The organism is Pseudomonas duriflava (genome assembly GCF_007830155.1).
Taxonomy (GTDB): domain Bacteria; phylum Pseudomonadota; class Gammaproteobacteria; order Pseudomonadales; family Pseudomonadaceae; genus Chryseomonas; species Chryseomonas duriflava.
Genome location: NZ_VLKY01000016.1, coordinates 56,390 through 77,497, shown reverse-complemented (window position 1 = coordinate 77,497; position 21,108 = coordinate 56,390). Strand labels below are relative to the sequence as shown.

Sequence of the window (21,108 nt, the reverse complement as noted above, 5' to 3'; positions counted from 1 at the left end):
GAGCAGGCTGCTGGACGTGTCTGCGTGTCACCAGCGATGCCTCAGCCGGCCAAGCAAGGCGGCTAGTACAGCTGACTCAAGCACATGCTCTAGGGCCGCTATGGCTATGAGCCTTTCATGGCGCTGCGGACCTATCTGGAGGTCTACGAGAAGGATGTACGCTATCCGATCCTCTGATTTTACGTGTGCTCATAACTTCGATACCTCTTATAAAATAAACCGAAGCTTTCCCTGATTACCGACGTTTAGCCTCTTGCATCATCCGATTCTGATGAGACGCTGGGTGTATGACCTGTCACTAGCTGAGGCTTCCTACACTCATGAGTACTCATCAAAAGTTCAAAGCCGGTGAGGCACACGGAACCTATATTGTTGATGAACCTGTCACCGAGCAGGATATCCTGAGCATGGCCAGAGCTCTGGCGCGTCGGCGTTTCTGCCGCGGACTACCCTTCACCGGCATCAGCGACGTCTTTGTCTACCTGCAAACCCTGATCGCAGACTATGAGTACGAAGCCTTCTCCATGATCTTCCTGGACAGTCGGCATCGATCGATCGCCTATCGCCAGCTGTTTACCGGAACGATTGACCAGGTAACGGTACCGCCGCAAGAGGTCATCAAGGCCGCGCTGGAGCACAACGCCGCGGCTGTGATTCTCGTGCATAACCATCCCTCGGGCGATCCCGAGCCCAGCGAGCGCGACTACGACCTTACCGATGAGCTAAACCGTGCACTGGCCCTGGTCGGTATCAGGACACTTGATCACGTTGTGGTGGCCACCGAGGGCTGCGTGTCGCTGGCCGAGCGGGGCTATCTGTAGCCGTAGCCTAGAGCGGGTTAGTACATGGCTTGCGGTCAGGCTATCATGGGGGTCCGTTTCTTATCACTACGGTAGACACATGAACAAATCCGAACTGATCCAGGCCATCTCCGAGAAAGCCGACCTGAACAAGGCCGTTGCAGAAAAAGCTCTGAACTCATTGATTGAGGTGATCAGCGGCGAGCTGGCCAAGGGCGAGACGGTGGCGCTGATGGGGTTTGGCACGTTTCAGGTCAGTGAACGTGCGGCGCGCAAGGGACGTAATCCCCAGACCGGACAGGAAATCGATATTGCAGCCAGCAGAAATCCCACGTTCAAGCCCGGCAAGGGCCTGAAGGATGCCGTAAACAGCTGATCCCGTCGCGCTGTTTGAAAGCCCCGCCCTGCGGGGCTTTTTCATCAGGGACTCTACAAGAGTTTACTAAGATCAGCGCAGCAGCAGCCAAGTGCTTACAGAGCCAGCCGGTAAACCCACTGTTGCCGCCGCTTAAGATCTCGTATGCTGTGCCTGGCACGCGGCGCAGGGTGCTGCCAGATGGCTGGGACAACTCATCCTGCCGGCAGGCGCTGCCAGGATATCTCCGCTGGGCTCAAACCCCAAGCAAGGAAGCCAGCATGGGACTCGTTCTAACTCGCCAGGAAGGCGAAAACATTATTCTTCTGCTTGACCCCGAGTGTGATGAAGCCCAGGTGCTTGACGCCCTGCGCCATGAAGGCATCATGCTCTCGGTTATCTATGCCCAAAACGGCAAGGCCCGCGTCCTGATCGAGGCGCCGGATGAGATCTCGATCATTCGTGAAGAGCTGATCGAAGGCTAAGACGGCTGCGCCTGTTACTAGGCCTCCTGTCTGCCCAAGGTCCCTGAATGCCAAAGGCGTGATCACCGTACCCGATACCATCAAAAAGGATTTTTTATGCCACGTGCCTGGATGGCCGCTGCCCTGACTCTTGTCCTCTCACCCACTGCCTTTGCGCAGGACTGCTCGGTAAACGAGATCCTTGAGCACGTCTATGGACCTGACCACAAGGCCGATCTTGAGCTTTCAACCTGCAAGGTATGGCCAGCCCGGCCCGGAATTACCCTTGTTGCCGCGGGGCTAAATCGCGATGGTGACTACCAGGTTGGCAGTGAAGATCTAGAACTCCTGCTGGTGGACACGGCCACGTCCAGGGTAATTGCCCGCCGCCTGGAAGAGGATCGTCTCGGCTACGATGCCATTCAAGTTGGCAAGCTCACATTTGATACAGCACCCTATAAGCTCCAAGACAACGTACTCGCCTTTGGCTTGAGAATTGGCCGCCATAACAACTCAGGTGGCTATCCCTTTTCACAGACATCCCTGACACTTTACATCGCGGGGAAAAGCGGACCTGAGCCTGTATTGGAGGATCTGTTGGTCGAATCTTTTTCTGGCGAAACAGACGCTGTTTGCCAGGGAAGATATGAGGAATCGGCTGCTACGCTTGCCCTGGGAAGCGCAACATCACATGGGCTGCATTCATTGGCTGTGACTCAACGCATCTCTACCTATCATGAAGTCATGGGCACATCAGACACGTGTATGCCTGAGGATGAGAAAACAGCCCAGCACCGATATACGCTGACCTTTGACGGAACACGTTATCCTATCCCCGCTAAGCTTCAAGCACTGACACCATGAGGGTAACTATCAGGGGACCTTCAACCAGGGCGAAATATCTTCTGGTATTTCGAGGCGTTCTTCTGGCGCTCCTCTTTGCCGGCGCCCATGGCGCATATGCCGACATTACTCAGGAGCAGGTCGAAGCGGACTGTCGTACTATCAGCAACCTTGCCGCACAAGGCGATCGTCTCTACACGCAAAAGCACTTTGCCAGAGCCCGGGAGTTCTACGAGCAACAGGTGGCCTGGTCGCAGAGCTGCCAGCTGGATGAGTCCGCGATTGCCACAGCCTACAACAACGTTGCGCTGACCTATGCCCATGAGGGGACCTTTCTGAAAGCAAAGGCCTGGCTGGCGATCAACGCCAACAGCCCAAAATCAGTCTTCAATCTCAAAAAGTATGCAGCAGAGATTGAGCATGCAGCGTCCATGGCTGATAACACACTGGAAGGAGAATACTGGTCCTACGTAGGCATGGCCATGTGGAACGTGGTCAACATCAAAAGAAACGGTACAGGTTATAAGGTCTGGTTTGATGGGCTAACACCTGGAATGATGGCGATGTATGTCGGTCCAAACCTGGGGAGTTTTGAAGCCGATGTCCACTTCGATGGCGGCAAGGCCTTCCACACAATGGCATCCGATAATGCCGGCTACGATTGCACCTTTACCTTTACAGTCCAGCCTGGAGGGCTCAAGGTTGACCAGACAGGAGACTACTGCGGGTTTGGTCATAACGTCTATGCAGGCGGAAAGTATGTGAAAGTCTCCAGCAAGCCGGACCCCAAACCACTGGCTTACTGATCATAACCTGCCTGCTGCAACAGGCCAGAGACGTGCTCAACGTTACCTTGCCTCGAAGCCATATGAGTACAGGATGGTTCCTGGGACCGCATCAGTGCTTGTTGTATCTAATGCTCTAGCTGCCTGAGCAGCTAGGGCACGCTGGGATCCTGTGGTCGCTTACGCGCAACGTGCGCAGCTAATCAGCCAAAAACACTCGACCTTCCAGCGGCTTTCTTGGCGAGCTTTGCTGCACAGTGAGTAGGGAGTCTATGCATAGAGCGCTCTCATCCTTTCAAGCTGAGCCAGGGTAAAATCAAGCTGTGGCAGGCGGAAACCTTTTCGCATTTCCGCCTCGAACGCCTCGGCGTTGTGAAGGGTATGAGCAGTCCTAACCGCCATCAGATCAGTGTAAAAGCTCAGGCACAGATGGCCCGTGGCGGAAAACTCCATGTTTAGACCCTCAAGAACATTGGCCAGGGCAAGGCAGCATTCAAGCATTTCGGCTTTGATAAAGCGCTCGCATGCATCCTCACGTGAACCGGTCAGTTTGAAGCGGTGATTGAACTGCACGTTTGGTGTTTTCCAGTGCTGCTCTCTGTCCACCGTAGACCTCAGGGATTCTCCGCGCACGGAGACCTCCCTGATCCAGGGAAACTCAACGGTCAGGCTGTACCGGTCAAGCTCATATTCTCCGCCTGATGTGGACCTGGCGGTATAGCGAAGATGATGGTAGTGGTAGGCAAACGTCTGGAGCTGACCCTGATAAGCACCGGTTAATGCCACAACAAGATAGCGTTTGTACCCCGTAAACTGGGATTCTACACCTCGGCAGAAATCCTTGAACGTTGCGCAAAGCCAGCTTAGCTGCATGCCTGCGCCACCCGGAATTTCACGTATCTGATACGCCATGGCCAGGTAGCGTGTGGCAATACGTGTGGAAAGTGTATTGATTGCCTCAGACTTGTCCGTAACCTTGGAAGTATAAATTACGGCAATCACCAGCATTGGAAACAGGATACAGGCCCCTACCACTCTGGTATTCAGGTAATCGGGGATCCAGGCCCAGTCGGCCGATACGTCAACCAGCAGGACAAAGCCCAAAAGCACCATGGCCCAAAGCGGGATCAAGATAAGGCGTGGCAGGATCAAGTTGTAGCGTAGCGATTCGTCAAAGGCGCCTATCTCTCGTATCGCCGCCACCAGGTCGTTGACCGAGCACGCACGGCTCACTTGGCTGTTAACACGTGATGATAGCTCTTTCAACCGCTGATTATGGCCAGGCGTGAACCTCGATAGCCGTTTTCTGATATTCATCCCTGATGTCTCACTTACTTACGTCCATATAAACTGATATTGCCAGACATGGTTTGGCATTGCATTAACCTTGCCCCCCATGCCACTCCTCTTCGAAGACTTCAGTACAGTCAGATTTGAGAAAGCTCTGTAGCATTGCTTTATCAACAAGTGCACCACTAGCGCTTGGTCGGTAAAACAGGCTTACTCAACTGGTTTGCGCTGGCTCGCGGTAGCCAACAGTAGCTAGGATGATAGGCTATCAAGGTTGTAAAACGATCATGGATGACCAATGACCAAGCTATCAAAATTTTACTCACTTCTTGCTTTAAGCCTGCTAGCAGCCTGCCATTCTGAATCAGCCTCTTTGCCGATCAGTAAGAGTCTAAGTCCTACAAAGGTTGAGCAGATAGCAAAAAAAGTGGATAGCAAATATCCCAACCTGACGGCTCCAGAAAAAGCCGATATCTTGGCTGTAGTTGTTCGCTCTGTAGACGAAATGGTTTTTATAGAGGGCGGCGACTTTCAAATGGGCGACTTTGGCTGGGCCTGCGATTTCAACCCACAGGATAACTGTTCCTGGCCGTGTGGAATGACTGAAGAACAGCTATGCAATATTAGTATAGAAAGCGATGCTCCGACTCACCCAGTCAAACTAAGCAGCTACTATTTAGCTAGTAAAAAAACTACTTTACATGCCTTTGACTTATTTCGAAAAATTCAAGGTAAGCCAGTTTTTGATTCTGAGCAGAGAAAAGACCCGTACTTTAAGGACTATTTCGCACCGGATGTGCCAGCTCCCACCAGATATTGGCAGGAAGCAAAAGACTACTGTAACTGGATAGGTGACCTTACCGGTTACCCCGTCGATCTTCCTACTGAGGCTCAATGGGAATATGCGGCACGGAACAGAGGCAAGCACATCCTTTATCCGACCAGCAATGGAAATCTCAATTTTGGAGAAAACTATCCTCCTGAACATGAGTCGGGAAACTTCAAGGTTTTCCCAGTAGGCAGCTTCTCACCTAGTCCCTTAGGACTATACGAGATGAGCGCTGTTGCTACAGAGTGGGTAAACGACTGGTACTCAAAGGATTATTATCAAGAGTCCCCAGTCCTGGATCCACAGGGACCTAGTAATGGACAAACGAAGGTAAGCCGGGGGTCAAACGCTGTTGAAACCCCGTGGTTGTCGGCAAATACCGTCCTGCGTAGAAGTATGAATCTAGATCTGAAACGATACTCCAACCTTAATAGTTTCAGATGTGCAATACAACAAAGCTCAACCCTTGAATAGGCTTATTGAGCCCTTCCCTCCATGCTTAAGAAAGGGAAACTCTTTTTCTACGGCTTTTCCCTGACCACGGTAGAGGCAAACCCGCCAGGCAAGCGTACCGGCTTTACCATGGCTTACTTTGCTGATTCCATAACTGGATCCAGCCTTTGAATTTTTTCTCATGAAATGATTTTAACTATAAGCGCCTATAAAATAGGTCAGACCCGCTGGAAACGCTACGTCAAGTAATTTGCTAAATTCAGATATTTTTGAATCTGATATTTCATACTCATCAACCTTGTCTTCCAGGGTTTCCCACTGCATTATTTTCTTTATTTCCTTATCGTATTCATCCCCCAGGTCTATTTCAAACTGGATTGAATCATCTGGCCCCTCAGCAAAGAACCCACTGATACTATAATTCATGGTTCCACCTCTCTTTTCCCATCTGCACCTTTATTCTGCTCACCAGTTATATGATTAAACTCACCTATGTGTTTACCTCTTTTATTATAAATTTCGACAGCGCCATGCTGTGAGTCCCACTCATATATCTTGCCCTCCTGATCTTTCCATCGCTTTCGAAGTCCGCCTCCCCCTTGGACAGCAGTTTTAGGTTTAGCTTTTTTCGCTTCCGGGAAAGCGGGCAAATCTTTAGGTGCTGGATGATAGGTATGCGAACTATTAAGAACAATATATATGGGTTTTACGGTGGAGGTTGGGAATCAAATGATGGCATCCTGGTAATCGGTTGGATAAACCGGATTGATCAATGCCTGATCGGTTTTTTCACCAGGCGGGTAGACCCATACGTTTGGAAGCCCTGGCGCGCCTGCAAGTGCGGGGATTCCCATATGGTTATTTGGGTCTGCTGCGGGAGTCCAGATCAGCTCGTTACCGCCTCCAAGATCAGCTACAAACTGCTCACCTCTTGCAGTCGCCTTTATAATAGGAACCATCTCCCAGTCAGGGTTCTTTCCCGTATAAAAACCATGACCCAGTGCTCGCTGGAGCAATCACATAGCGCGTGCTGCGCCCGCCGCCAGGCAAACGAACAATACAGCCCCTGCTCAGGAGATCGCTCAAGTGGCGCGTGGCCGTAGCCTTGGAGACCTGCGCCACTGCCTTGTATTGCGCCGCGCTAATGCCCTCCTCGAATCCACGCTCTCCGCTGTCAAGCAACCGATTGAGCACTTTTACCTGTTCTGCGGAAAGGGCATCGGTACGGTGGGTCTGCCAAAACCGAGCCTTTGCCAGCCCACGATCAATGCGCGTCATCGCCTGTTCCAGGCTTTGCAGGAGCGTTTGCAGGAACCACTCCAGCCAGGCGGTGATGTCCAGCGTACCCTTCTGGCTTGATTCAAGGATTCTGTAGTACTCATTACGATTATCAAGAATGCTTGCCGACAGGGTATACAAGCGGATTGACTGCTGCTCACCCTGGGCAAGCGCCAGATCGGTAAGCGCACGGGTAAGCCGGCCATTGCCATCGTCGAAGGGATGCAGGGTTACAAACCAGAAATGCGCTATGCCGGCGCGCAGCAACGGATCGAGCCCCGGCTCCTGACGACTGCGTTCGAACCAGTCCAGAAAACGGTCCATCTGGTGTTCAAGACCGGCGCGGGGCGGCGCCTCAAACTGTACAGTAGGGCAGTCAAGCCGACCTGAGACCACCTGCATCGGTTCCTCACCACGCAGTGCACCGACACGAATATGGACACCCAGAGATAACTCGTCCTGGGGAAAGAGCCAGCGGTGCCACTGGTATAGCCTTTCCAGAGTAAGCGGCTGGGCCTGATTGCCCGTGGCATCGAGCAGCAACTCTGCTAGGCCTTCGCTGCGTGAACTGGGCTTACCTGTGTCTGCAAGGCCAAGGCGACGGGCAAGCGATGAGCGTACCGAGCCCACATTGAGCGGCTCCCCTTCTATTGCTGATGAGGTCACGATGTTACGCAGCAGGGTGTCCAGCGTGTTTTGAAGCCCTGTAAAGTCTCCGACGGTAGCGGACATACCGGCAATTGTCCTTGTGCCCGGTTGCAGGTTCTTAAGAGCTGCATCAGGTCCTTTTCCTGCCAGGTGAAAGCGGGCCAGTCGGGTTGCTGCCAGATCCAGTTTAGCGTTTGCATGGCGCGGCCTCGGTGCAATGAGCCTAATGGATAGCCTAATCGGCTCTATAAATGAGCCAACTATACGGATTAATCGGCTCATCCGTCACAGGATTGCCAGTACATCCTGTTAGTAGACAACAGGCGCAACAGTTTGGACGCGCCGGATAGTGGGCATCTAAGGATGGATCTCCAGCCATCCGGCAAAATGGATGGCTGTGCACCCTCTAGCGGATACGCGGCATTAACATCCAGGGTATTTTCGCCAGATGTGGTGCACCAATTCGCTGTCCTGACTGTATTCACCAATATCCCAATCCTTGAAGGCATAGAGATCGCAGGCCATCTCCTGGATCACGTCATGGAGCTCAAGCGGGCTTAGCCACTCCTGAGGGATGGCCCTGATGCCATGAAGGGTACCCAACAGGTTGCCAGCAATCGCGCCAGTCGAATCCGAGTCACCATCATGGTTTACAGCCAGGACCACCCCGTGCCTGAAATCCCTTGCGACCAGGGCGCAGTAGACCGCAATGGCCAGGGCCTCCTCGGCAATCCAGCCCTCACCAAGCCTTGCAATAGCCTCGTCAGGAGAAAGACCTGAGGCAGAAAGGGCTTGTGCGTGTTCAAGTGCCTGCAGGGTTTCCATATGATGGGGCTTCTGCCGCAGGACAGTCCTGGCCACTTCAAGCGCCTCGGTTAACGTGCCGCCATCAACCAACTGCATGATCAGCACGGCCAGTACACCGCCGGTGAGTGCGCCAGTGGGGTGACCATGTGTCAGCGCGGCAAGTTCATTACCCAGCTCAAAGGTTTGCTCAGGCGAGGCGCACTGGCCCAGGCGCCAGCCAAACAGGCCCACTGGCGCCACGCGCATGACGCCACCACAACCTTTGCTGTTGTTTCGCGCAGGCTCCCCAGGATGTTGCATGTCCTGAAGAGCTGACAGACAGGTATGACCAGGTGCACGTTGGCTATGTAGTTCAGGCTGTGAAAAAAGCCAGCCTGTCTCTTCGCTGTTGTGACCTGCCGTGTCGGCTGGAGACAGGCCTTGCGTCCTGAGCCACCGGAGATAAGCGTTTGCGGTCACTCCGGCATAGGTGGTAATGCCTCTCTGGCAGCCCCTGACCCAGCCGCGAAGAAGGCCTTCTGCGGTAAACAGGGTCATCTGGGTATCATCGGTAATCCTGCCCAGGCCACCAAAGGCCCTGGCATAACGGGTAATACCGCCAAGGCCAAAGCGGTCCAGTATCTCCTGGCGCGACATGAACTCAACCGGTGCGCCAAGGGCATCCCCCACCGCGCCGCCTAACAGGCAGCCCTGGAAGCGCTCTAGCACCTGTTCTTTTTGTTGATTAGCCCCTGGGAAGAGGCCGTTATGCTCGAGCCAGTTGCGAGCCGCAGCCAGTACCTCCCGGTCGCGAGTGCGACCGATCGCATTGGTAGTCTGGCCTATAAGCTCATGTGCTTCATCAAAGCCAACCCATCGTGTGGCTTGGGTTTCCCACTCAGTTTCTTCCTGGGGACCAAGGGGCTGCATGATGAAGTAGGCATTTGCCGTGGTGCCACCCTTGAATACTCCAGGCAATACTCCAACGATCCGGGCCTGGTATCCGGTTTCTTCGCGCACCTCGCGCAGCGCCGTTTGCTCGGGTGTTTCTCCAGCGTCCTGGCGGCCCTTGGCAAAGGTCCATACGTAACCGTCGTAGTGATTGGCGGGCTCCCGTAAAAGGACCTGTCTTTGCTGGTCTATCAGTACGCCACCGTACGCGCTTGCTTTTTCTATAGTCCATGGCATTGCCTACCTCCTTTTGATTATCTGCTGTCCCCATTCCATGAAAAATTGGTCTGGTCAGAACAGATCAGCAGTGTAGCCGGGGCAGGCACTACAAAGAATCATCCCGGCTTTATGCGAGCTGCCCTTCGGCTCTGGAGACCGTCTGGCTGATAGGTTAGATCGCCTCGTTTCTGCTCGCCCTGGGCGTCATTACCTGTCTTGTACCTATCGTTGAATTGTCGCTTTGAACTGGAGTGAAAGAGCTGGTAGGAGTGGGGTCTGCCAGGTTGTAATGATAAACATGCAGTTGCCGACGGATAGTAGGCTGCCAGATTTCTTAATCTTTTAACTCATCCTGCCTGTCGCAAAGAAGGCAGTAATATTTATATAGTGAAGCCTGAGCATCCTCTAAATGCTGTCTGGACTCATCACTCATTTCAGCATATGTCCAGTGGTCACACAGTTCTGTACTGATCATCCGGCTAATCACATCGCAGGTATGAAGCGCTTCGTGATAATGGAATTTATCAAGCTTTTTAGGCCTTTCGTCTTCGTCATAATGAAGGCTCATCAGAATATCCCTTACTTATTCAAAGAAGTATCGCCACTAACTTGAAAAGGTTAGATGAGATTGGTGTTTGGCTGCCCAGTCACCTCTGTCCCTAATTTTATAGATCCCTTTATTACAATTTATAATAATTCTATTAGCTAGAGCTGCTTAATACAGATATTTGCTTTTTTAAATTATCCATAAGAAATTTAACCACTTTACCCCGACCCTCTCCTAGAGCAACAGAAAACGTAGCAACAGATAAAATAATCGTGTTTGCAGTTTTTATTGTTGTAATGCTTGGCATTAAATATTTCACTTGCTCGACCAGGCCCATTAACTCTTGCTGAGTAAAGTCTAAGCCTTCAACCGTATGATGAACTGCATCGTTGAACAATATATTGGCTCGCGTACGAAGACCGTAAATCTCCATCAATACCCCGTAACTACGCTCCGCAGCCTCACAGTCGATCCTACTGATTCGCTGTAGTTCGTCCTGAAAAACATTGGCTAATACTATAAGCTCAGATGAAAACTCTTTGACTGTTTCTATGCTTACCAAGGCGACCGTTTTTTGGACGTCGATATTCATATCATTTCCTAGTTATTCGATTGATGTTGTTTTGTTATGACGACTACCCATAGGGGACCGGACCAGCTTAGTTAAGTAGTCAGTCAGCAGATGAATATCTCCGTGAAGATTTTGTATGCCATTCCAAGGTCTTTTACCGGCTCTAAAAGGCCATTCACCATCGCCGACTGTCCAGGCTGTTTTTCCCTTTAACGCGCTTAGCCCTAACTTAAAAACTGGAGCTAAAGGCTTTCCAGCATGACATAACTGCTCCATCACAAAACCCATAGAAATAATTCCAGCGCTATGCACTAGGCGTGAGGACTTTGGCGTATGGCCATACCAGGCTGAACTAAAAACCTGCTGAACAGCTAAGAAAAATTCGCTTATTGCCAAAAAGCACGTCTCTTCCCCATTCTCATGGTCTATTACAGATCGGCAATACCCGTCTGATAAGGAATTCATCACTAACTTCTGCAATCCGGTGTCGCCTATTACGCCGGTCGGATTTGTATGTTGCTTTATCTGCCCTCTTAGAGAAGAGCGAGCGTCATAATTTAACATTTCGACAATTCTGGCTGCCCTTGATCGAGCGTTCATCCGCCGAGGCAATCCCTCAACCGAGGGTAGCAGTTCATAAATCAACGACTTAGGTAACGGACTTGTATTGTTTACGAGTATGAATTGTCTCCGTAACTCCTCGGCGCTATTGCATATCAGCGCTGAGACAAGTATTTGGAATGAACTTGTAGGCAAGCCAGCCAATGCTGACAGTCGTTGCTGACCATCAACAACAAACCCTACGGGTCCAGAGGAGGCATCCACTTCAAGTTCCACATAGGGGCCGCCGTTACGTTTGACATTAATGCCACTTGTGAACGCTAGCACCACGGCGTTAGGCATAACCGCATCTGGGCGGCCTAAATAATCGCGAATCTCTTTAATATGCTTGGATACGAGTGGTCGCTGAAATCCTAGTAAAAAGCCTTTGTCATCTCGCTTGACTCGATCAATAGCTGCGATAGCAAGTACTTGCTCAACGGTAGCTGCAAATGAGAGCACCTGATGGGTGTCACTTTGTAGGGCCTGTATGGCTGCAAACCGTAACACTTGTCTCTCCTACCTAATCTGGATATGTCTTTACTGGCTTACTCGACGTTAACCACATGAGCAACGGCAGGCCCGTACAAAAATCAGACTACCTGGAATGATCTTATGCAGTTACTGATGCTAGAATTGCACAGATTCAAATAACTGCAACCCCTCGCAAACGGGACCCAACAGTTTTATGCGCACTGTCATCATCACTAATTGCACGAACCGAAAGCGTATGAGTGGCTCATTGCGAGTAACTTTCGAGCCTTCAGATTGCGAATCGCTTACGATGATGGCAGCTTTGTGGGCACAAAAAGTTAAAGCGCATGAACCTCTTGTTCAGGCGGGGTCCCTGTATGTAGGGCGAAGTGTTCAGGAAGCGTTTAAGGTAGCCCGAGCACTGAAAGCTGAGCTGATGTTTGCCTCTACAGGAATGGGCCTTATTCCTAGTGATGGCCTTTGCCCTCTTTATGACCTAACGGTTGCCGAGGGCGCAGGTTCGATTCGCCTTAAACTCAATGAGTTTGGAGCTAGCCCTCGAGATTGGTGGGACGCGATTAATACTCAATACAATCAGCCCTACCCCATTAAAGAACTGGCAGGCAGCCCTGATGTAGGGCTCATATTAATTGCTCTCTCAGCCAATTATATCGATCTTATCGCAAATGATCTTGCGCAAATAAATGCTGTAGATGCCGCAAAAATCCGAATATTTACTTCACGCCCCGGGATTATACATCTCCCAGAACATTTTAAGCACGTTGCTATGCCCTACGACGAGCGACTTGAAAGCTCACGTATAGCAGGAACTAGAAACGATTACCCGCAACGGGCAATGCTCCACTTTATTGAGGACCTTAACCTCGCTTTTCAACCCATTACAGTGGCCCGTCATACCGTAAATGAGGCCATGGATCGGTTGCAAACAGTTAGTAAGGTAGCGAGGCGTCGAGTTACAGACCAGGAGGTCTTGACCTTGCTTAAAGAGGTTTGGGCTTCGTATGGAGGGAGTTCAACCCGGTTACTACGCTATCTCCGAGATGAAGCGAAAGTCGCCTGCGAGCAGTCGCGGTTTCGAACTCTCTGGTCGCAACTAAAGGATGGCGCCGCATCTAGAGGTGAAGCATGACGGAGATTTATCAAGAGATTGTCGTTCGAGCACTTCGAACCACTCAAGGTGATGATTTAGACGTCTATGCTTTGTTTATTAGAGGTTCAGATCTTGTCAGAATTGCTGACATAACCCGCCTGGCTCGTGATGAGAGTAATGCTTTGAAAGGCTTTCAAAGGCCTGAGATCCGAAGCCACGTAAAAGGCATTATTCAGTACTTAAACCAAGGAAATGTATTATTTCCAAACGCGATTATTCTAGCCCTGTCTTCAGATATTAAATTCACAGCCTCTCGAGGAACAAAACCAACGGGCGATGAAGGCATAGCTCAAGCTGGAACATTACGTATACCGATTCATAAAATGGGGGAGCGCTCTGCTTGGATTGTTGATGGTCAACAACGCTCGTTAGCGCTAGCTAAAGCTGAAAACGCTGACTTGCCTGTTCCTGTTGTTGGCTTTGTTTCCGACAATCTAACAACTCAGCGAGAGCAATTTATTTTAGTTAATAAGGCTAAGCCGCTTCCAACCCGGCTGATTAATGAGTTACTGCCGGAAACAAGTAGTATTTTATTACCCAAAGAGCTTAGCGCTAAAAAAGCACCTGCCGAACTATGCGGTTTACTTAATCGGGATCCTGAATCTCCGTTTTATAAGCTCATTAAGCGTCTTTCAGATCAAAAAGATACTTCATCTGTCGTTACAGATACTTCGGTCATCACCATGATCAAACATAGTATGAGTAATCCGTTAGGAGCGCTCTATCCCTACAAATCCAGTAATGACGAAGCGGCAAATGTAGAGGCCATGTATCAATTACTAGTACATTTTTGGAAAGCTGTAAAACAGTGCTTTCCAAGCGCATGGGGCCTTGACCCTAAAAATAGCCGCCTTATGCACTCAGCAGGCATTATTGCTATGGGAGTGTTAATGGACCGTATTTATGCAAAGCTCAATGGCTACAATAATAATTACGAAAGTCTTGTACAAGAAATCTCTCGAATAGTACCTCATTGTGCGTGGACCTCTGGCAAATGGCCAGGCATAGATATTGCCTGGAACGAACTTGAACATACAAAGAAAGATATAAAAACTTTGCAAGACACATTGTTACGTCTTTATATAACCAGCATACGATAATGAAATTTCTATACGCCGATACCCAAGATTATGTAGATCCTTATTACGATTTTATCAATGATCGTAATGCGCCAGGGCGCAAGCGCTACTGGGATGATCAGTATGCGCACGAAATGATGACCCCTGTGCCCTATGATGGATTACTGGTGTCAATGAGCGCGGTGCGTCCTGCGTTAGGGGTCGCTAACTCGAAAGTCCGCTATTCGACCTCTGAGCAGCAGCGTTTACTTAGAGATGGTGTGCGAAAATTTTTGCGTCTAGAAGGCCCCAAGTTTTCCAATATCATGATTTTGGGCGACTGTGGCGCTTTTGCTTATGTAACTCATCCAACGCCTGCCTATACACCGCTAGAGGTGATGGAATTTTATTCTGATGCAGGGTTTACACATGGCTGCTCGCCTGACCATATTATTTTTGACTGTGATGTGACGAATCCTCCGGCAGACTCTCAGCCAAGAGATGTAATTTACCGTTATGAAATCACGTTAGAAAATGCAAGAGAGTTTTTGCGCCTAGTCAAAGAGGCAGACTGGCCTTTCGAACCGCTCGGCGCTGTTCAAGGTTGGTCACCTGAAAGCATGGCCACAGCAGCTAAATCATTGGAAGCGATGGGATATCGGTATCTTGCCATTGGCGGGCTTGTTCCTCTTAAGGTCGAGCAAATCCACGCGGTGCTTAAGGCGCTACGTAATATTTTAAAACCAGAAACCAATATTCATCTTTTGGGATTTGCTAAAGCTGAACAAATCCACGAATTTACTAACTACGGCATTACGAGCTTTGATTCAACCTCACCGTTGATACGTGCCTTCAAGGATGCAAAAGCCAATTATTATCTCGATAACCTGACTCGAAAACTTGACTACTACACAGCCATCAGGATTCCACAAGCGATAGAGAATCCACGCCTTATGCAAGGTATTAAGAAAGGAACACTTAGTGCCGAAGAGTTGCAGAAAAAAGAGATAGTAGCGCTCAAGGCTATTCGTGAGTATGACAAGGGCCTGTTAGATTATGACGAAACGCTCTCCGCCTTAATCGATTACTTACGTTTAGCGCTAAGTGGCTCATCGCTCAGTGAGGCAGAAAAGGAGAAGGAAATAGCTAAAAATATTCGGCTTATTTCTCCCACACTGCGTGACAAACCTTGGCAAAAGTGCCAATGCACGATTTGTCAGTCTGCTGGCGTTGAAACCATTATTTTTCGAGCAAGTAATCGTAACAAGCGTCGTGGGTTTCATAACCTAGGCGTCTATTACCGACACTTGCAAAAGACCCTGGAACACAAAGAATGATTTTCCGTTATAAAGGTGTTAGGGCGCAGCAAGCCTCTGGCCATGATGTTTTTACATTTGCCGCTCGTCCTCAAGACATACTCCAATTCTCAGAAATTGAACGAGTTGGACGTGACAATGAAGGACAACTAAAAGGATTTCAGCGTCATCAGGTAGCGTCCCATATCAACGATATTCGCGATTATCTGAGCCGTGAGGATGCACTCTTACCCAATGCGATCATTCTTGCCTTTTTGGGAGATGTGACGCTTAAAGATCAAGGGGACGGCGTAGTTGCAATTGACATTGATGCAACATCCTCAAAACCGGGTTTTGTAGTTGATGGCCAACAACGACTTAGCGCCCTTTCAAGCATGGATAAGGGTGATTTTCAAGTCTTCGTCTCTGCGCTTGTTTGTAAAGATTACAATGAACTTCGACAGCAGTTCATACTGATCAACAATACTCGGCCTCTGCCTAAATCATTGATTTATGAATTGCTGCCAACCGTAGAAGGCTTGCCGGAGCGCTTTACCAGTCGTAAATTTGCTGCACGCATTGTTGATACGCTCAATTTCCTTCCTTCTTCATCACTATTTTGCGAGGTACGCCAGCATACAAATCCGCAGGGTACATTGAGTGATACAGCAATGCAGAAATTAGTAATGAACTCAGCAAATGATGGTGCGATTCGATCGTTCATGAAGTTTGACGATTTTGAGTCCAGATCAGTTGAAGTAATTAATAATTTCTTCCACGCGGTAAGAGTTGTTTTTAAAAACGAATGGGACGGTTTAGCCCCTCGCAATTCCCGTCTAAAGCACGGCGCTGGGCTTATCGCGCTAGGCTTCGTTATGGAACTGATCTACAGCACAGGCGGATCTGTCGACAAACAGTCTTTTATTAATGGATTACGATTGCTTAAGCCTTACACTGCCTGGACTAGTGGCGAGTGGATTTTTTCAGAAAATGATCGGCGACCCTGGAACGGTATTCAAAACACACCTAGTGATATCGCCCTCTTGAGCCAATTTCTGACGCGAAAATTGAGTCAGGAATTGAAAAAGACCCAGCCCACTAGTTAAGAGTTAACTAAATTATGCATAAGTCAGCGTTGGTTCTGTTCTCAGGTGGCCAGGATTCTACCACTTGCCTAGCCTGGGCTTTAACTAGATATGAGCATGTCGAAACAGTGGGTTTCGACTACGGTCAGCGTCATGAGGTGGAATTGCAGTGTCGTATGCATATTCTAGAGAAGCTAAGAGATGAATTTCCCGGCTGGAAGAGCAAATTAGGCGAAGACCATTTATTAGACTTAAAGCTACTCAGTCAGATCAGCGATACGGCAATGACTGCCGAAAAAGCGATTGAGGTTGAAGAAAATGGTCTACCTAATACCTTTGTACCGGGTCGTAACCTTCTTTTTTTTACCTTCGCCGCTACCCTCGCCTATCGCAGAGGACTGAGCGTACTTGTAGGCGGGATGTGTGAAACAGACTACTCGGGCTATCCCGACTGTCGCGACAACACACTCAAAGCGTTACAGGTATCTCTGAGCCTAGGTATGGATATGCCACTGGTAATTGAGACACCGCTAATGTGGTTGGATAAGAAACAAACCTGGGATCTGGCCAAAGCCCTTGGCGGGCCAAACTTTGTTGCTCTTATTCAAGAGCACACCCATACCTGTTATCTGGGGGATCGGCAGCATCGTCATGACTGGGGTTATGGCTGCAATCAATGCCCTGCCTGCGAGCTACGCCGAACTGGCTTTGAGGCGTTTCAGCGAGATAGCGTGGCATGACTTATAGCGTTAAAGAGATCTTTTACACCCTGCAGGGGGAAGGGCTTCGAGCAGGCCGACCTGCAGTTTTTTGTCGTTTTGCAGGGTGTAATCTGTGGAGTGGTCGGGAAACCGATCGCTCCAAGGCAGTATGCCAGTTTTGCGACACAGACTTTGTGGGTACGAACGGAACCTTAGGTGGCAAGTATCAGACTGCGGAGATCTTAGTTGAACAAATTTCCTCGCTCTGGCCAAGCGGCCAGGAGCACCGCTATGTTGTATTGACGGGAGGCGAGCCCTTAATGCAGGTAGATGAAGCATTCATCGAGGCCTTGCATGATCAGGGTTTTGAAATTGCTGTGGAGACTAACGGGACCATTCCAGTACCTCAAGGTATCGATTGGATCTGCGTTAGCCCTAAGGCTGGCTCGGAGTGGGTGCAGCGCAGCGGCCACGAACTAAAACTTGTTTATCCCCAGCCTGGCCTACTCCCCATGGCCGCGCTTGATAGCAACTTTCACTACTATCTATTGCAACCCATGGATGGACCAATGCAGAGGCAGAATACCCGCTCTGCCATTGCCTATTGTCAGGAGAACACCAAATGGCGTCTCTCTGTACAGACACATAAGATATTGGAGATTCGCTGATGTCTACATCCACAGATAATGCCTTGGACAACTGCAGGAGCGTGTACGAACTATCGCAGCGCTTTTTCTTCGAAGCAGCCCACACCTTGAATCGTACTATCGAGACCGAGGGCAGTCTACGTATCCACGGACATACCTACGAAGCAGAGGTTACCGTCGCTGGTCAACCGGATCCCACCTCCGGGATGCTTATAGATCTTGGCTATCTGCGCAGTGAAATTGCCAGAGTAAAAGAGATGCTAGATCACCGATTCCTTGATGAGGTTCAAGGTCTAGGATCTGCCACTATCGAGAATCTCTGTGCTTTTATTCGCGCACAGATGGCAGATTCGGTACCAGGCCTATGCGCCGTTATGATCGAACGCCGAGCCAGCGGCGATCGCTGCGTTTTGCGCTGGACGCGATGAGCTTTGTTAAATGCTTGACGGATTGATTACTATGTAAACTATCGTACACATTGAGCAGAAACAACTTTGCACTCATCATCAGGATGATACCGAGAACTCGACACCTTTGAGGTCACCTCTTTATTCCGAGGTAGTATTTACGCAGCTTTTGCAAAATGCTTCGATTATGCTCGATGCGCCTTTTCCTAAGGGATAGATCAAATCCTGTCTTATCCGACTCACGGGATAGAAGGCTTGATGCTTCGCGCTACAGGAAACAAACAAGAAGTAATTAGCTTTTTTGGCTAAATTCTGCAGAGCCGGGGTCGCAGTGTGATCATGATTGAGTTCCACTCGCAGCCCCTCAAACATGCCTTCCAGTACTATTTTAGCTCGCCGCGCGGCCCCTTCGGTAAGGCTGTAGATAGCAAGCAGCCTACCCGATAGCCTTCTTGTTTGGACGTCAAGATCAGCATCGCCTCCTTCAGCAGTTAGTGGCGGATAACTCGCTTCATTGCTCTCACCAAATATCTCTCTGGCGAGACTTTTGGTGAGATAACGCTGCACTAACTCGAGACGGGTCCAGCGACTCATGGCGAATCCTTGAAGTACCAACCAGAGCTTTTGCAACTGTTGCTGCCCCGGTTGAGTCTCGTCCAAAAGCAACTCGACAATCTCGAGCATTTCCGAATAAGCACTGACCGAACCGCCCTTCTCCCATAACAACTCCAGGGACTCCCCTAGGCGCGCACGGTCACCGATTTGGCTAGGACGGGACAAGAAGCGCTGCACAATCTGCCCTGCCAACTGTACGTCCGACGGATTAACCAAATCATCGAGAGCCAGCAACTCCAGCCATTCCAGCCAGAAGTGCCCGGAGCAGAGGATTTGACGACGATCCAGCCAGTCAAGCAGCAGCGGCAAGCTGTCTCGCAACAATAGGGAAGTACTGGCATCGCCATGCAGACACTCAATCAACTGAGCCTCCGAGAAGGACTCGATTGACCAGCTCTGGCTCTCCTCCTGCAACTCGTGAATCAGGGCATCTGGGTCAGTAGAATCCTCCTTCAGGCGTTCTAGCCATCCCTTCCAACCGAGTTCTCTACTACCATCGAAGAACTGGCATATGCCTTGCCACACCGACTGCAGGCGTGGATAAACGTAGAGTTCATTTTTTAACTCTTCGGGTGCGTCCTGCACTGCGACCCAGATCTCGCGTAACTCTTCCATGGAGGCAGATAGCGAGCCTTCGAGCACCAGTCGCAGATCGTTGAAGGTCTGGGGAGATCCGACTTTTTGCAGCGAAGGGATTGGTGCTATGGTTGGCGCTACCGGGGTCTTGGCCGGCAGGTTTGCCCAGTCGTGCAATCCGCAAATCCAGGCCGGATCGATGAAGACAGGAAGACCATCAAGGCCATCGGAGAAGCCTAATGCCCCGGCGCCTATCGCCCAGAGTTTCCAGTCGGATGCAAAGCATTCGCGGGTCTCTAGGGGAGGCCGATTGGCAAAAAGAGGGCTAATCGGCTGACATAGAAGACGTATATGCTCCAGGGACACCTCGCCAAACGCCCCTGGCTCCAGCAAACGTTCACCGCCTAAATTACCTACGGCGCGCAATAGAACCCGAACCAGTTGGGCGGGCATTCTTGCGCCCAGCATATCCACTAGTCGGGGATGTCCTATAATGTCCGACCAACGACGCTCAGCCTCCCAGGCCTGCAACTCCAGAGAGATCAAGTTTCGCTGACTGAAATTGCCTGTCGTTTTGAGTTCGCCAAAAAAGTGCGATGCTTTCGAACCATCCCAGGACTGACAAGCGGCGAAGAAATCCCGCAGGACCCGCCCAACTGGCCGCTTCACCACAGCGGTTGCTGGCGGCCGTTGCTGGTAGAGATCCAGCACCGATGCCAACGCTTGAAACACACGTTTACGTAAAGCGAAGTCGCTCTGCGACTGGCGTAACAAATCAACTTTGAGAAGCCCTGCAGGTGCCTGCTGTAAAAGAATCTGTTCGATTTTTCCCCGGGCTACCTTAATCAATGGAAACTCTGGATACGTATCCGCTGCTCCCAGCACCGCTTGCAGTATCTGTCGCAACTCCTCCAAAGATCGCCTGTCGCGTTCAGCACCATAGAAGTAAAGTTCGCCGCCACGACTAACCGGGAGCAGCAACGGCCATTTTCCCTCGATAGCTGAAGACACGAGTGGCTTGAGTAGATCTTGAAACTTTGGATCGTACGGGTTAGTCAGCGAAAGCAGTCGATCAAGATCGATTTGATTGTCTTCAGCGAAAAAATTCCGAAGCCAATCTGGTGGGATACTCATATATCGGCCTCGAAACGATAATGATTTTTGAATTCAAGAAACGCATCGGATATCACCTGTGCGTCTTGTGTCAGAGTCACATGCTCATCGTTTCGTTGCGTACCACTGAAGGTGTAGTTCAAGGAACCCTTAAGAAACCCCGATCGGGTCAAAAAGCCCTTCGAATGCAGGGTGTCACTGATTAGGTAGTGAAAGTCCGGATTGTCGCCGAGACGATTCTCAAGGCCACGGACAAAATATCGACTGGAGTCTACATCGCGGGTTGCGATTCGCAAGGTACACCCCGCCGTGACCGCCCGACCCAATAACTCGCTGAACGAAACGGTTCGACTACCCCACTTGGGTTCCAATGAATTCCATTGCCCTGAGCGATTATCCAATAAAGGAAAATCGCTCAACCAAGGTGATACAAGCCAGATCTCGTCTGGATTGATCAACAAAGACGCCAGCATAGTACTTAGTACTTCACGAAACTGCCTACGCCCCAGAGGTCCATGCAGAAAAATCTGCCGCTGCTCATTCATAG

Annotated in this window: 23 protein-coding genes and 1 pseudogene; 13 read left to right on the top strand and 11 right to left on the bottom strand. The window is 50.2% G+C overall.

The genetic code is table 11. The features are described from left to right. Positions 1-320 precede the first annotated feature (320 nt). The 5 genes from IQ22_RS19295 (at position 321) to IQ22_RS19275 (ending at position 3,268) form a co-directional block, all read left to right on the top strand. Positions 321-821 (top strand): JAB domain-containing protein, encoded by a 501-nt coding sequence (locus IQ22_RS19295; protein ID WP_145145027.1) that lies wholly within the window; start codon positions 321-323, stop codon positions 819-821. Further along, positions 730-1,176, top strand: a complete 447-nt coding sequence (locus IQ22_RS23870) for an HU family DNA-binding protein (RefSeq protein ID WP_280177102.1) — start codon at positions 730-732, stop codon at positions 1,174-1,176. Before IQ22_RS19295 ends, IQ22_RS23870 begins: the two co-directional genes overlap by 92 nt. Before the next feature lie 260 nt (positions 1,177-1,436). After that, the gene (locus tag IQ22_RS19285) at positions 1,437-1,640 is read left to right on the top strand and encodes a carbon storage regulator (RefSeq protein WP_145145023.1); all 204 of its coding nucleotides are present in this window, start codon (positions 1,437-1,439) and stop codon (positions 1,638-1,640) included. A gap of 96 nt (positions 1,641-1,736) precedes the next feature. Further along, a complete protein-coding gene (locus IQ22_RS19280; protein WP_145145021.1) occupies positions 1,737-2,483 on the top strand; it encodes a PA3715 family protein in 747 nt (248 codons plus the stop codon). Further along, positions 2,480-3,268, top strand: a complete 789-nt coding sequence (locus IQ22_RS19275) for a tetratricopeptide repeat protein (protein WP_145145019.1) — start codon at positions 2,480-2,482, stop codon at positions 3,266-3,268. The genes IQ22_RS19280 and IQ22_RS19275 overlap by 4 nt, the downstream gene beginning before the upstream one ends. A 249-nt stretch (positions 3,269-3,517) precedes the next feature. Here the strand turns inward: IQ22_RS19275 and IQ22_RS19270 are convergent, their stop codons facing one another. Beyond that, positions 3,518-4,564 carry a hypothetical protein gene (locus IQ22_RS19270; protein ID WP_145145017.1) on the bottom strand — a complete coding sequence of 349 codons (1,047 nt, stop codon included), beginning with the start codon at positions 4,562-4,564 and terminating at the stop codon, positions 3,518-3,520. A 271-nt stretch (positions 4,565-4,835) separates the two neighbouring features. Here IQ22_RS19270 and IQ22_RS19265 point away from each other — a divergent pair, with 271 nt between their 5' ends. Further along, the gene (locus IQ22_RS19265) at positions 4,836-5,840 is read left to right on the top strand and encodes a formylglycine-generating enzyme family protein (protein ID WP_145145015.1); all 1,005 of its coding nucleotides are present in this window, start codon (positions 4,836-4,838) and stop codon (positions 5,838-5,840) included. A gap of 171 nt (positions 5,841-6,011) precedes the next feature. On the opposite strand, the gene IQ22_RS19260 is transcribed toward IQ22_RS19265, so the two are convergent. The 8 genes and pseudogenes from IQ22_RS19260 to dbpB (IQ22_RS19230) form a co-directional block, all read right to left on the bottom strand. Next, positions 6,012-6,245: a pyocin S6 family toxin immunity protein gene (locus tag IQ22_RS19260; protein WP_145145013.1), complete on the bottom strand. Its 234-nt coding sequence runs from the start codon at positions 6,243-6,245 to the stop codon at positions 6,012-6,014. Continuing rightward, complete coding sequence (locus IQ22_RS23955; protein ID WP_167654192.1) at positions 6,242-6,514, bottom strand: colicin E3/pyocin S6 family cytotoxin; 273 nt, start codon at positions 6,512-6,514, stop codon at positions 6,242-6,244. The genes IQ22_RS19260 and IQ22_RS23955 overlap by 4 nt, the downstream gene beginning before the upstream one ends. 30 nt (positions 6,515-6,544) lie before the next feature. After that, positions 6,545-6,778, bottom strand: a complete 234-nt coding sequence (locus IQ22_RS23950; protein WP_167654189.1) for an S-type pyocin domain-containing protein — start codon at positions 6,776-6,778, stop codon at positions 6,545-6,547. A 7-nt stretch (positions 6,779-6,785) separates the two neighbouring features. Beyond that, positions 6,786-7,945, bottom strand: a pseudogene (locus IQ22_RS19250) (Fic family protein). A gap of 223 nt (positions 7,946-8,168) precedes the next feature. Continuing rightward, on the bottom strand, positions 8,169-9,719 hold the full coding sequence (locus IQ22_RS19245; protein WP_145145011.1) for an ADP-ribosylglycohydrolase family protein: 1,551 nt from the start codon (positions 9,717-9,719) through the stop codon (positions 8,169-8,171). Between the two features lie 316 nt (positions 9,720-10,035). Next, positions 10,036-10,269 carry a hypothetical protein gene (locus IQ22_RS19240; RefSeq protein WP_145145009.1) on the bottom strand — a complete coding sequence of 78 codons (234 nt, stop codon included), beginning with the start codon at positions 10,267-10,269 and terminating at the stop codon, positions 10,036-10,038. 133 nt (positions 10,270-10,402) lie between these two features. Then, entirely contained in the window at positions 10,403-10,840 is a 438-nt protein-coding gene (locus IQ22_RS19235; protein ID WP_145145007.1) for a hypothetical protein, read from the bottom strand. A 12-nt stretch (positions 10,841-10,852) separates the two neighbouring features. Continuing rightward, a complete protein-coding gene (gene dbpB / locus IQ22_RS19230; protein WP_145145005.1) occupies positions 10,853-11,929 on the bottom strand; it encodes a DGQHR domain-containing protein DpdB in 1,077 nt (358 codons plus the stop codon). Positions 11,930-12,149: 220 nt separating this feature from the next. Here dbpB (IQ22_RS19230) and IQ22_RS19225 point away from each other — a divergent pair, with 220 nt between their 5' ends. From IQ22_RS19225 to IQ22_RS19195, 7 genes are read left to right on the top strand one after another with little or no spacing between them, the layout of a single operon-like run. Further along, positions 12,150-13,043 (top strand): hypothetical protein, encoded by an 894-nt coding sequence (locus tag IQ22_RS19225; protein WP_145145003.1) that lies wholly within the window; start codon positions 12,150-12,152, stop codon positions 13,041-13,043. Further along, positions 13,040-14,164, top strand: coding sequence for a DGQHR domain-containing protein DpdB (dbpB, locus tag IQ22_RS19220; protein WP_145145001.1), 1,125 nt, complete (start codon positions 13,040-13,042; stop codon positions 14,162-14,164). The genes IQ22_RS19225 and dbpB (IQ22_RS19220) overlap by 4 nt, the downstream gene beginning before the upstream one ends. Further along, the gene (dpdA, locus tag IQ22_RS19215; protein ID WP_145144999.1) at positions 14,164-15,459 is read left to right on the top strand and encodes a tRNA-guanine transglycosylase DpdA; all 1,296 of its coding nucleotides are present in this window, start codon (positions 14,164-14,166) and stop codon (positions 15,457-15,459) included. Before dbpB (IQ22_RS19220) ends, dpdA begins: the two co-directional genes overlap by 1 nt. Beyond that, entirely contained in the window at positions 15,456-16,523 is a 1,068-nt protein-coding gene (gene dbpB / locus IQ22_RS19210; protein ID WP_145144997.1) for a DGQHR domain-containing protein DpdB, read from the top strand. Before dpdA ends, dbpB (IQ22_RS19210) begins: the two co-directional genes overlap by 4 nt. 14 nt (positions 16,524-16,537) lie before the next feature. Then, a complete protein-coding gene (gene queC, locus IQ22_RS19205; RefSeq protein ID WP_145144995.1) occupies positions 16,538-17,242 on the top strand; it encodes a 7-cyano-7-deazaguanine synthase QueC in 705 nt (234 codons plus the stop codon). Further along, positions 17,239-17,871, top strand: coding sequence for a 7-carboxy-7-deazaguanine synthase (queE, locus tag IQ22_RS19200; protein WP_145144993.1), 633 nt, complete (start codon positions 17,239-17,241; stop codon positions 17,869-17,871). Before queC ends, queE begins: the two co-directional genes overlap by 4 nt. Beyond that, a complete protein-coding gene (locus tag IQ22_RS19195) occupies positions 17,871-18,278 on the top strand; it encodes a 6-carboxytetrahydropterin synthase (protein ID WP_145144991.1) in 408 nt (135 codons plus the stop codon). The genes queE and IQ22_RS19195 overlap by 1 nt, the downstream gene beginning before the upstream one ends. 120 nt (positions 18,279-18,398) lie before the next feature. Here IQ22_RS19195 and dpdD read toward each other — a convergent pair whose 3' ends face one another. Both dpdD and dpdK read right to left on the bottom strand, forming a co-directional pair. After that, a complete protein-coding gene (gene dpdD, locus IQ22_RS19190) occupies positions 18,399-20,582 on the bottom strand; it encodes a protein DpdD (RefSeq protein WP_145144989.1) in 2,184 nt (727 codons plus the stop codon). Next, positions 20,579-21,106, bottom strand: a complete 528-nt coding sequence (dpdK, locus tag IQ22_RS19185) for a phospholipase D-like domain-containing protein DpdK (protein ID WP_145144987.1) — start codon at positions 21,104-21,106, stop codon at positions 20,579-20,581. The genes dpdD and dpdK overlap by 4 nt, the downstream gene beginning before the upstream one ends. Positions 21,107-21,108 lie beyond the last annotated feature (2 nt).

Excerpts from the sequence above, each read along its gene's own strand:
- queE (WP_145144993.1), top strand. The coding sequence starts at position 17,239 with ATGACTTATAGCGTTAAAGAGATCTTTTACACCCTGCAGGGGGAAGGG.
- IQ22_RS23950 (WP_167654189.1), bottom strand. The coding sequence starts at position 6,778 with ATGGTTCCTATTATAAAGGCGACTGCAAGAGGTGAGCAGTTTGTAGCT.
- dpdK (WP_145144987.1), bottom strand. The coding sequence starts at position 21,106 with ATGAATGAGCAGCGGCAGATTTTTCTGCATGGACCTCTGGGGCGTAGG.
- dpdA (WP_145144999.1), top strand. The coding sequence starts at position 14,164 with ATGAAATTTCTATACGCCGATACCCAAGATTATGTAGATCCTTATTAC.
- dpdD (WP_145144989.1), bottom strand. The coding sequence starts at position 20,582 with ATGAGTATCCCACCAGATTGGCTTCGGAATTTTTTCGCTGAAGACAAT.
- IQ22_RS19280 (WP_145145021.1), top strand. The coding sequence starts at position 1,737 with ATGCCACGTGCCTGGATGGCCGCTGCCCTGACTCTTGTCCTCTCACCC.
- IQ22_RS19295 (WP_145145027.1), top strand. The coding sequence starts at position 321 with ATGAGTACTCATCAAAAGTTCAAAGCCGGTGAGGCACACGGAACCTAT.
- IQ22_RS19260 (WP_145145013.1), bottom strand. The coding sequence starts at position 6,245 with ATGAATTATAGTATCAGTGGGTTCTTTGCTGAGGGGCCAGATGATTCA.
- IQ22_RS19245 (WP_145145011.1), bottom strand. The coding sequence starts at position 9,719 with ATGCCATGGACTATAGAAAAAGCAAGCGCGTACGGTGGCGTACTGATA.
- dbpB (WP_145144997.1), top strand. The coding sequence starts at position 15,456 with ATGATTTTCCGTTATAAAGGTGTTAGGGCGCAGCAAGCCTCTGGCCAT.
- queC (WP_145144995.1), top strand. The coding sequence starts at position 16,538 with ATGCATAAGTCAGCGTTGGTTCTGTTCTCAGGTGGCCAGGATTCTACC.
- IQ22_RS19285 (WP_145145023.1), top strand. The coding sequence starts at position 1,437 with ATGGGACTCGTTCTAACTCGCCAGGAAGGCGAAAACATTATTCTTCTG.
- IQ22_RS19265 (WP_145145015.1), top strand. The coding sequence starts at position 4,836 with ATGACCAAGCTATCAAAATTTTACTCACTTCTTGCTTTAAGCCTGCTA.
- IQ22_RS19270 (WP_145145017.1), bottom strand. The coding sequence starts at position 4,564 with ATGAATATCAGAAAACGGCTATCGAGGTTCACGCCTGGCCATAATCAG.
- IQ22_RS19240 (WP_145145009.1), bottom strand. The coding sequence starts at position 10,269 with ATGAGCCTTCATTATGACGAAGACGAAAGGCCTAAAAAGCTTGATAAA.
- IQ22_RS19225 (WP_145145003.1), top strand. The coding sequence starts at position 12,150 with ATGAGTGGCTCATTGCGAGTAACTTTCGAGCCTTCAGATTGCGAATCG.
- dbpB (WP_145145001.1), top strand. The coding sequence starts at position 13,040 with ATGACGGAGATTTATCAAGAGATTGTCGTTCGAGCACTTCGAACCACT.
- IQ22_RS19195 (WP_145144991.1), top strand. The coding sequence starts at position 17,871 with ATGTCTACATCCACAGATAATGCCTTGGACAACTGCAGGAGCGTGTAC.
- IQ22_RS19235 (WP_145145007.1), bottom strand. The coding sequence starts at position 10,840 with ATGAATATCGACGTCCAAAAAACGGTCGCCTTGGTAAGCATAGAAACA.
- IQ22_RS19275 (WP_145145019.1), top strand. The coding sequence starts at position 2,480 with ATGAGGGTAACTATCAGGGGACCTTCAACCAGGGCGAAATATCTTCTG.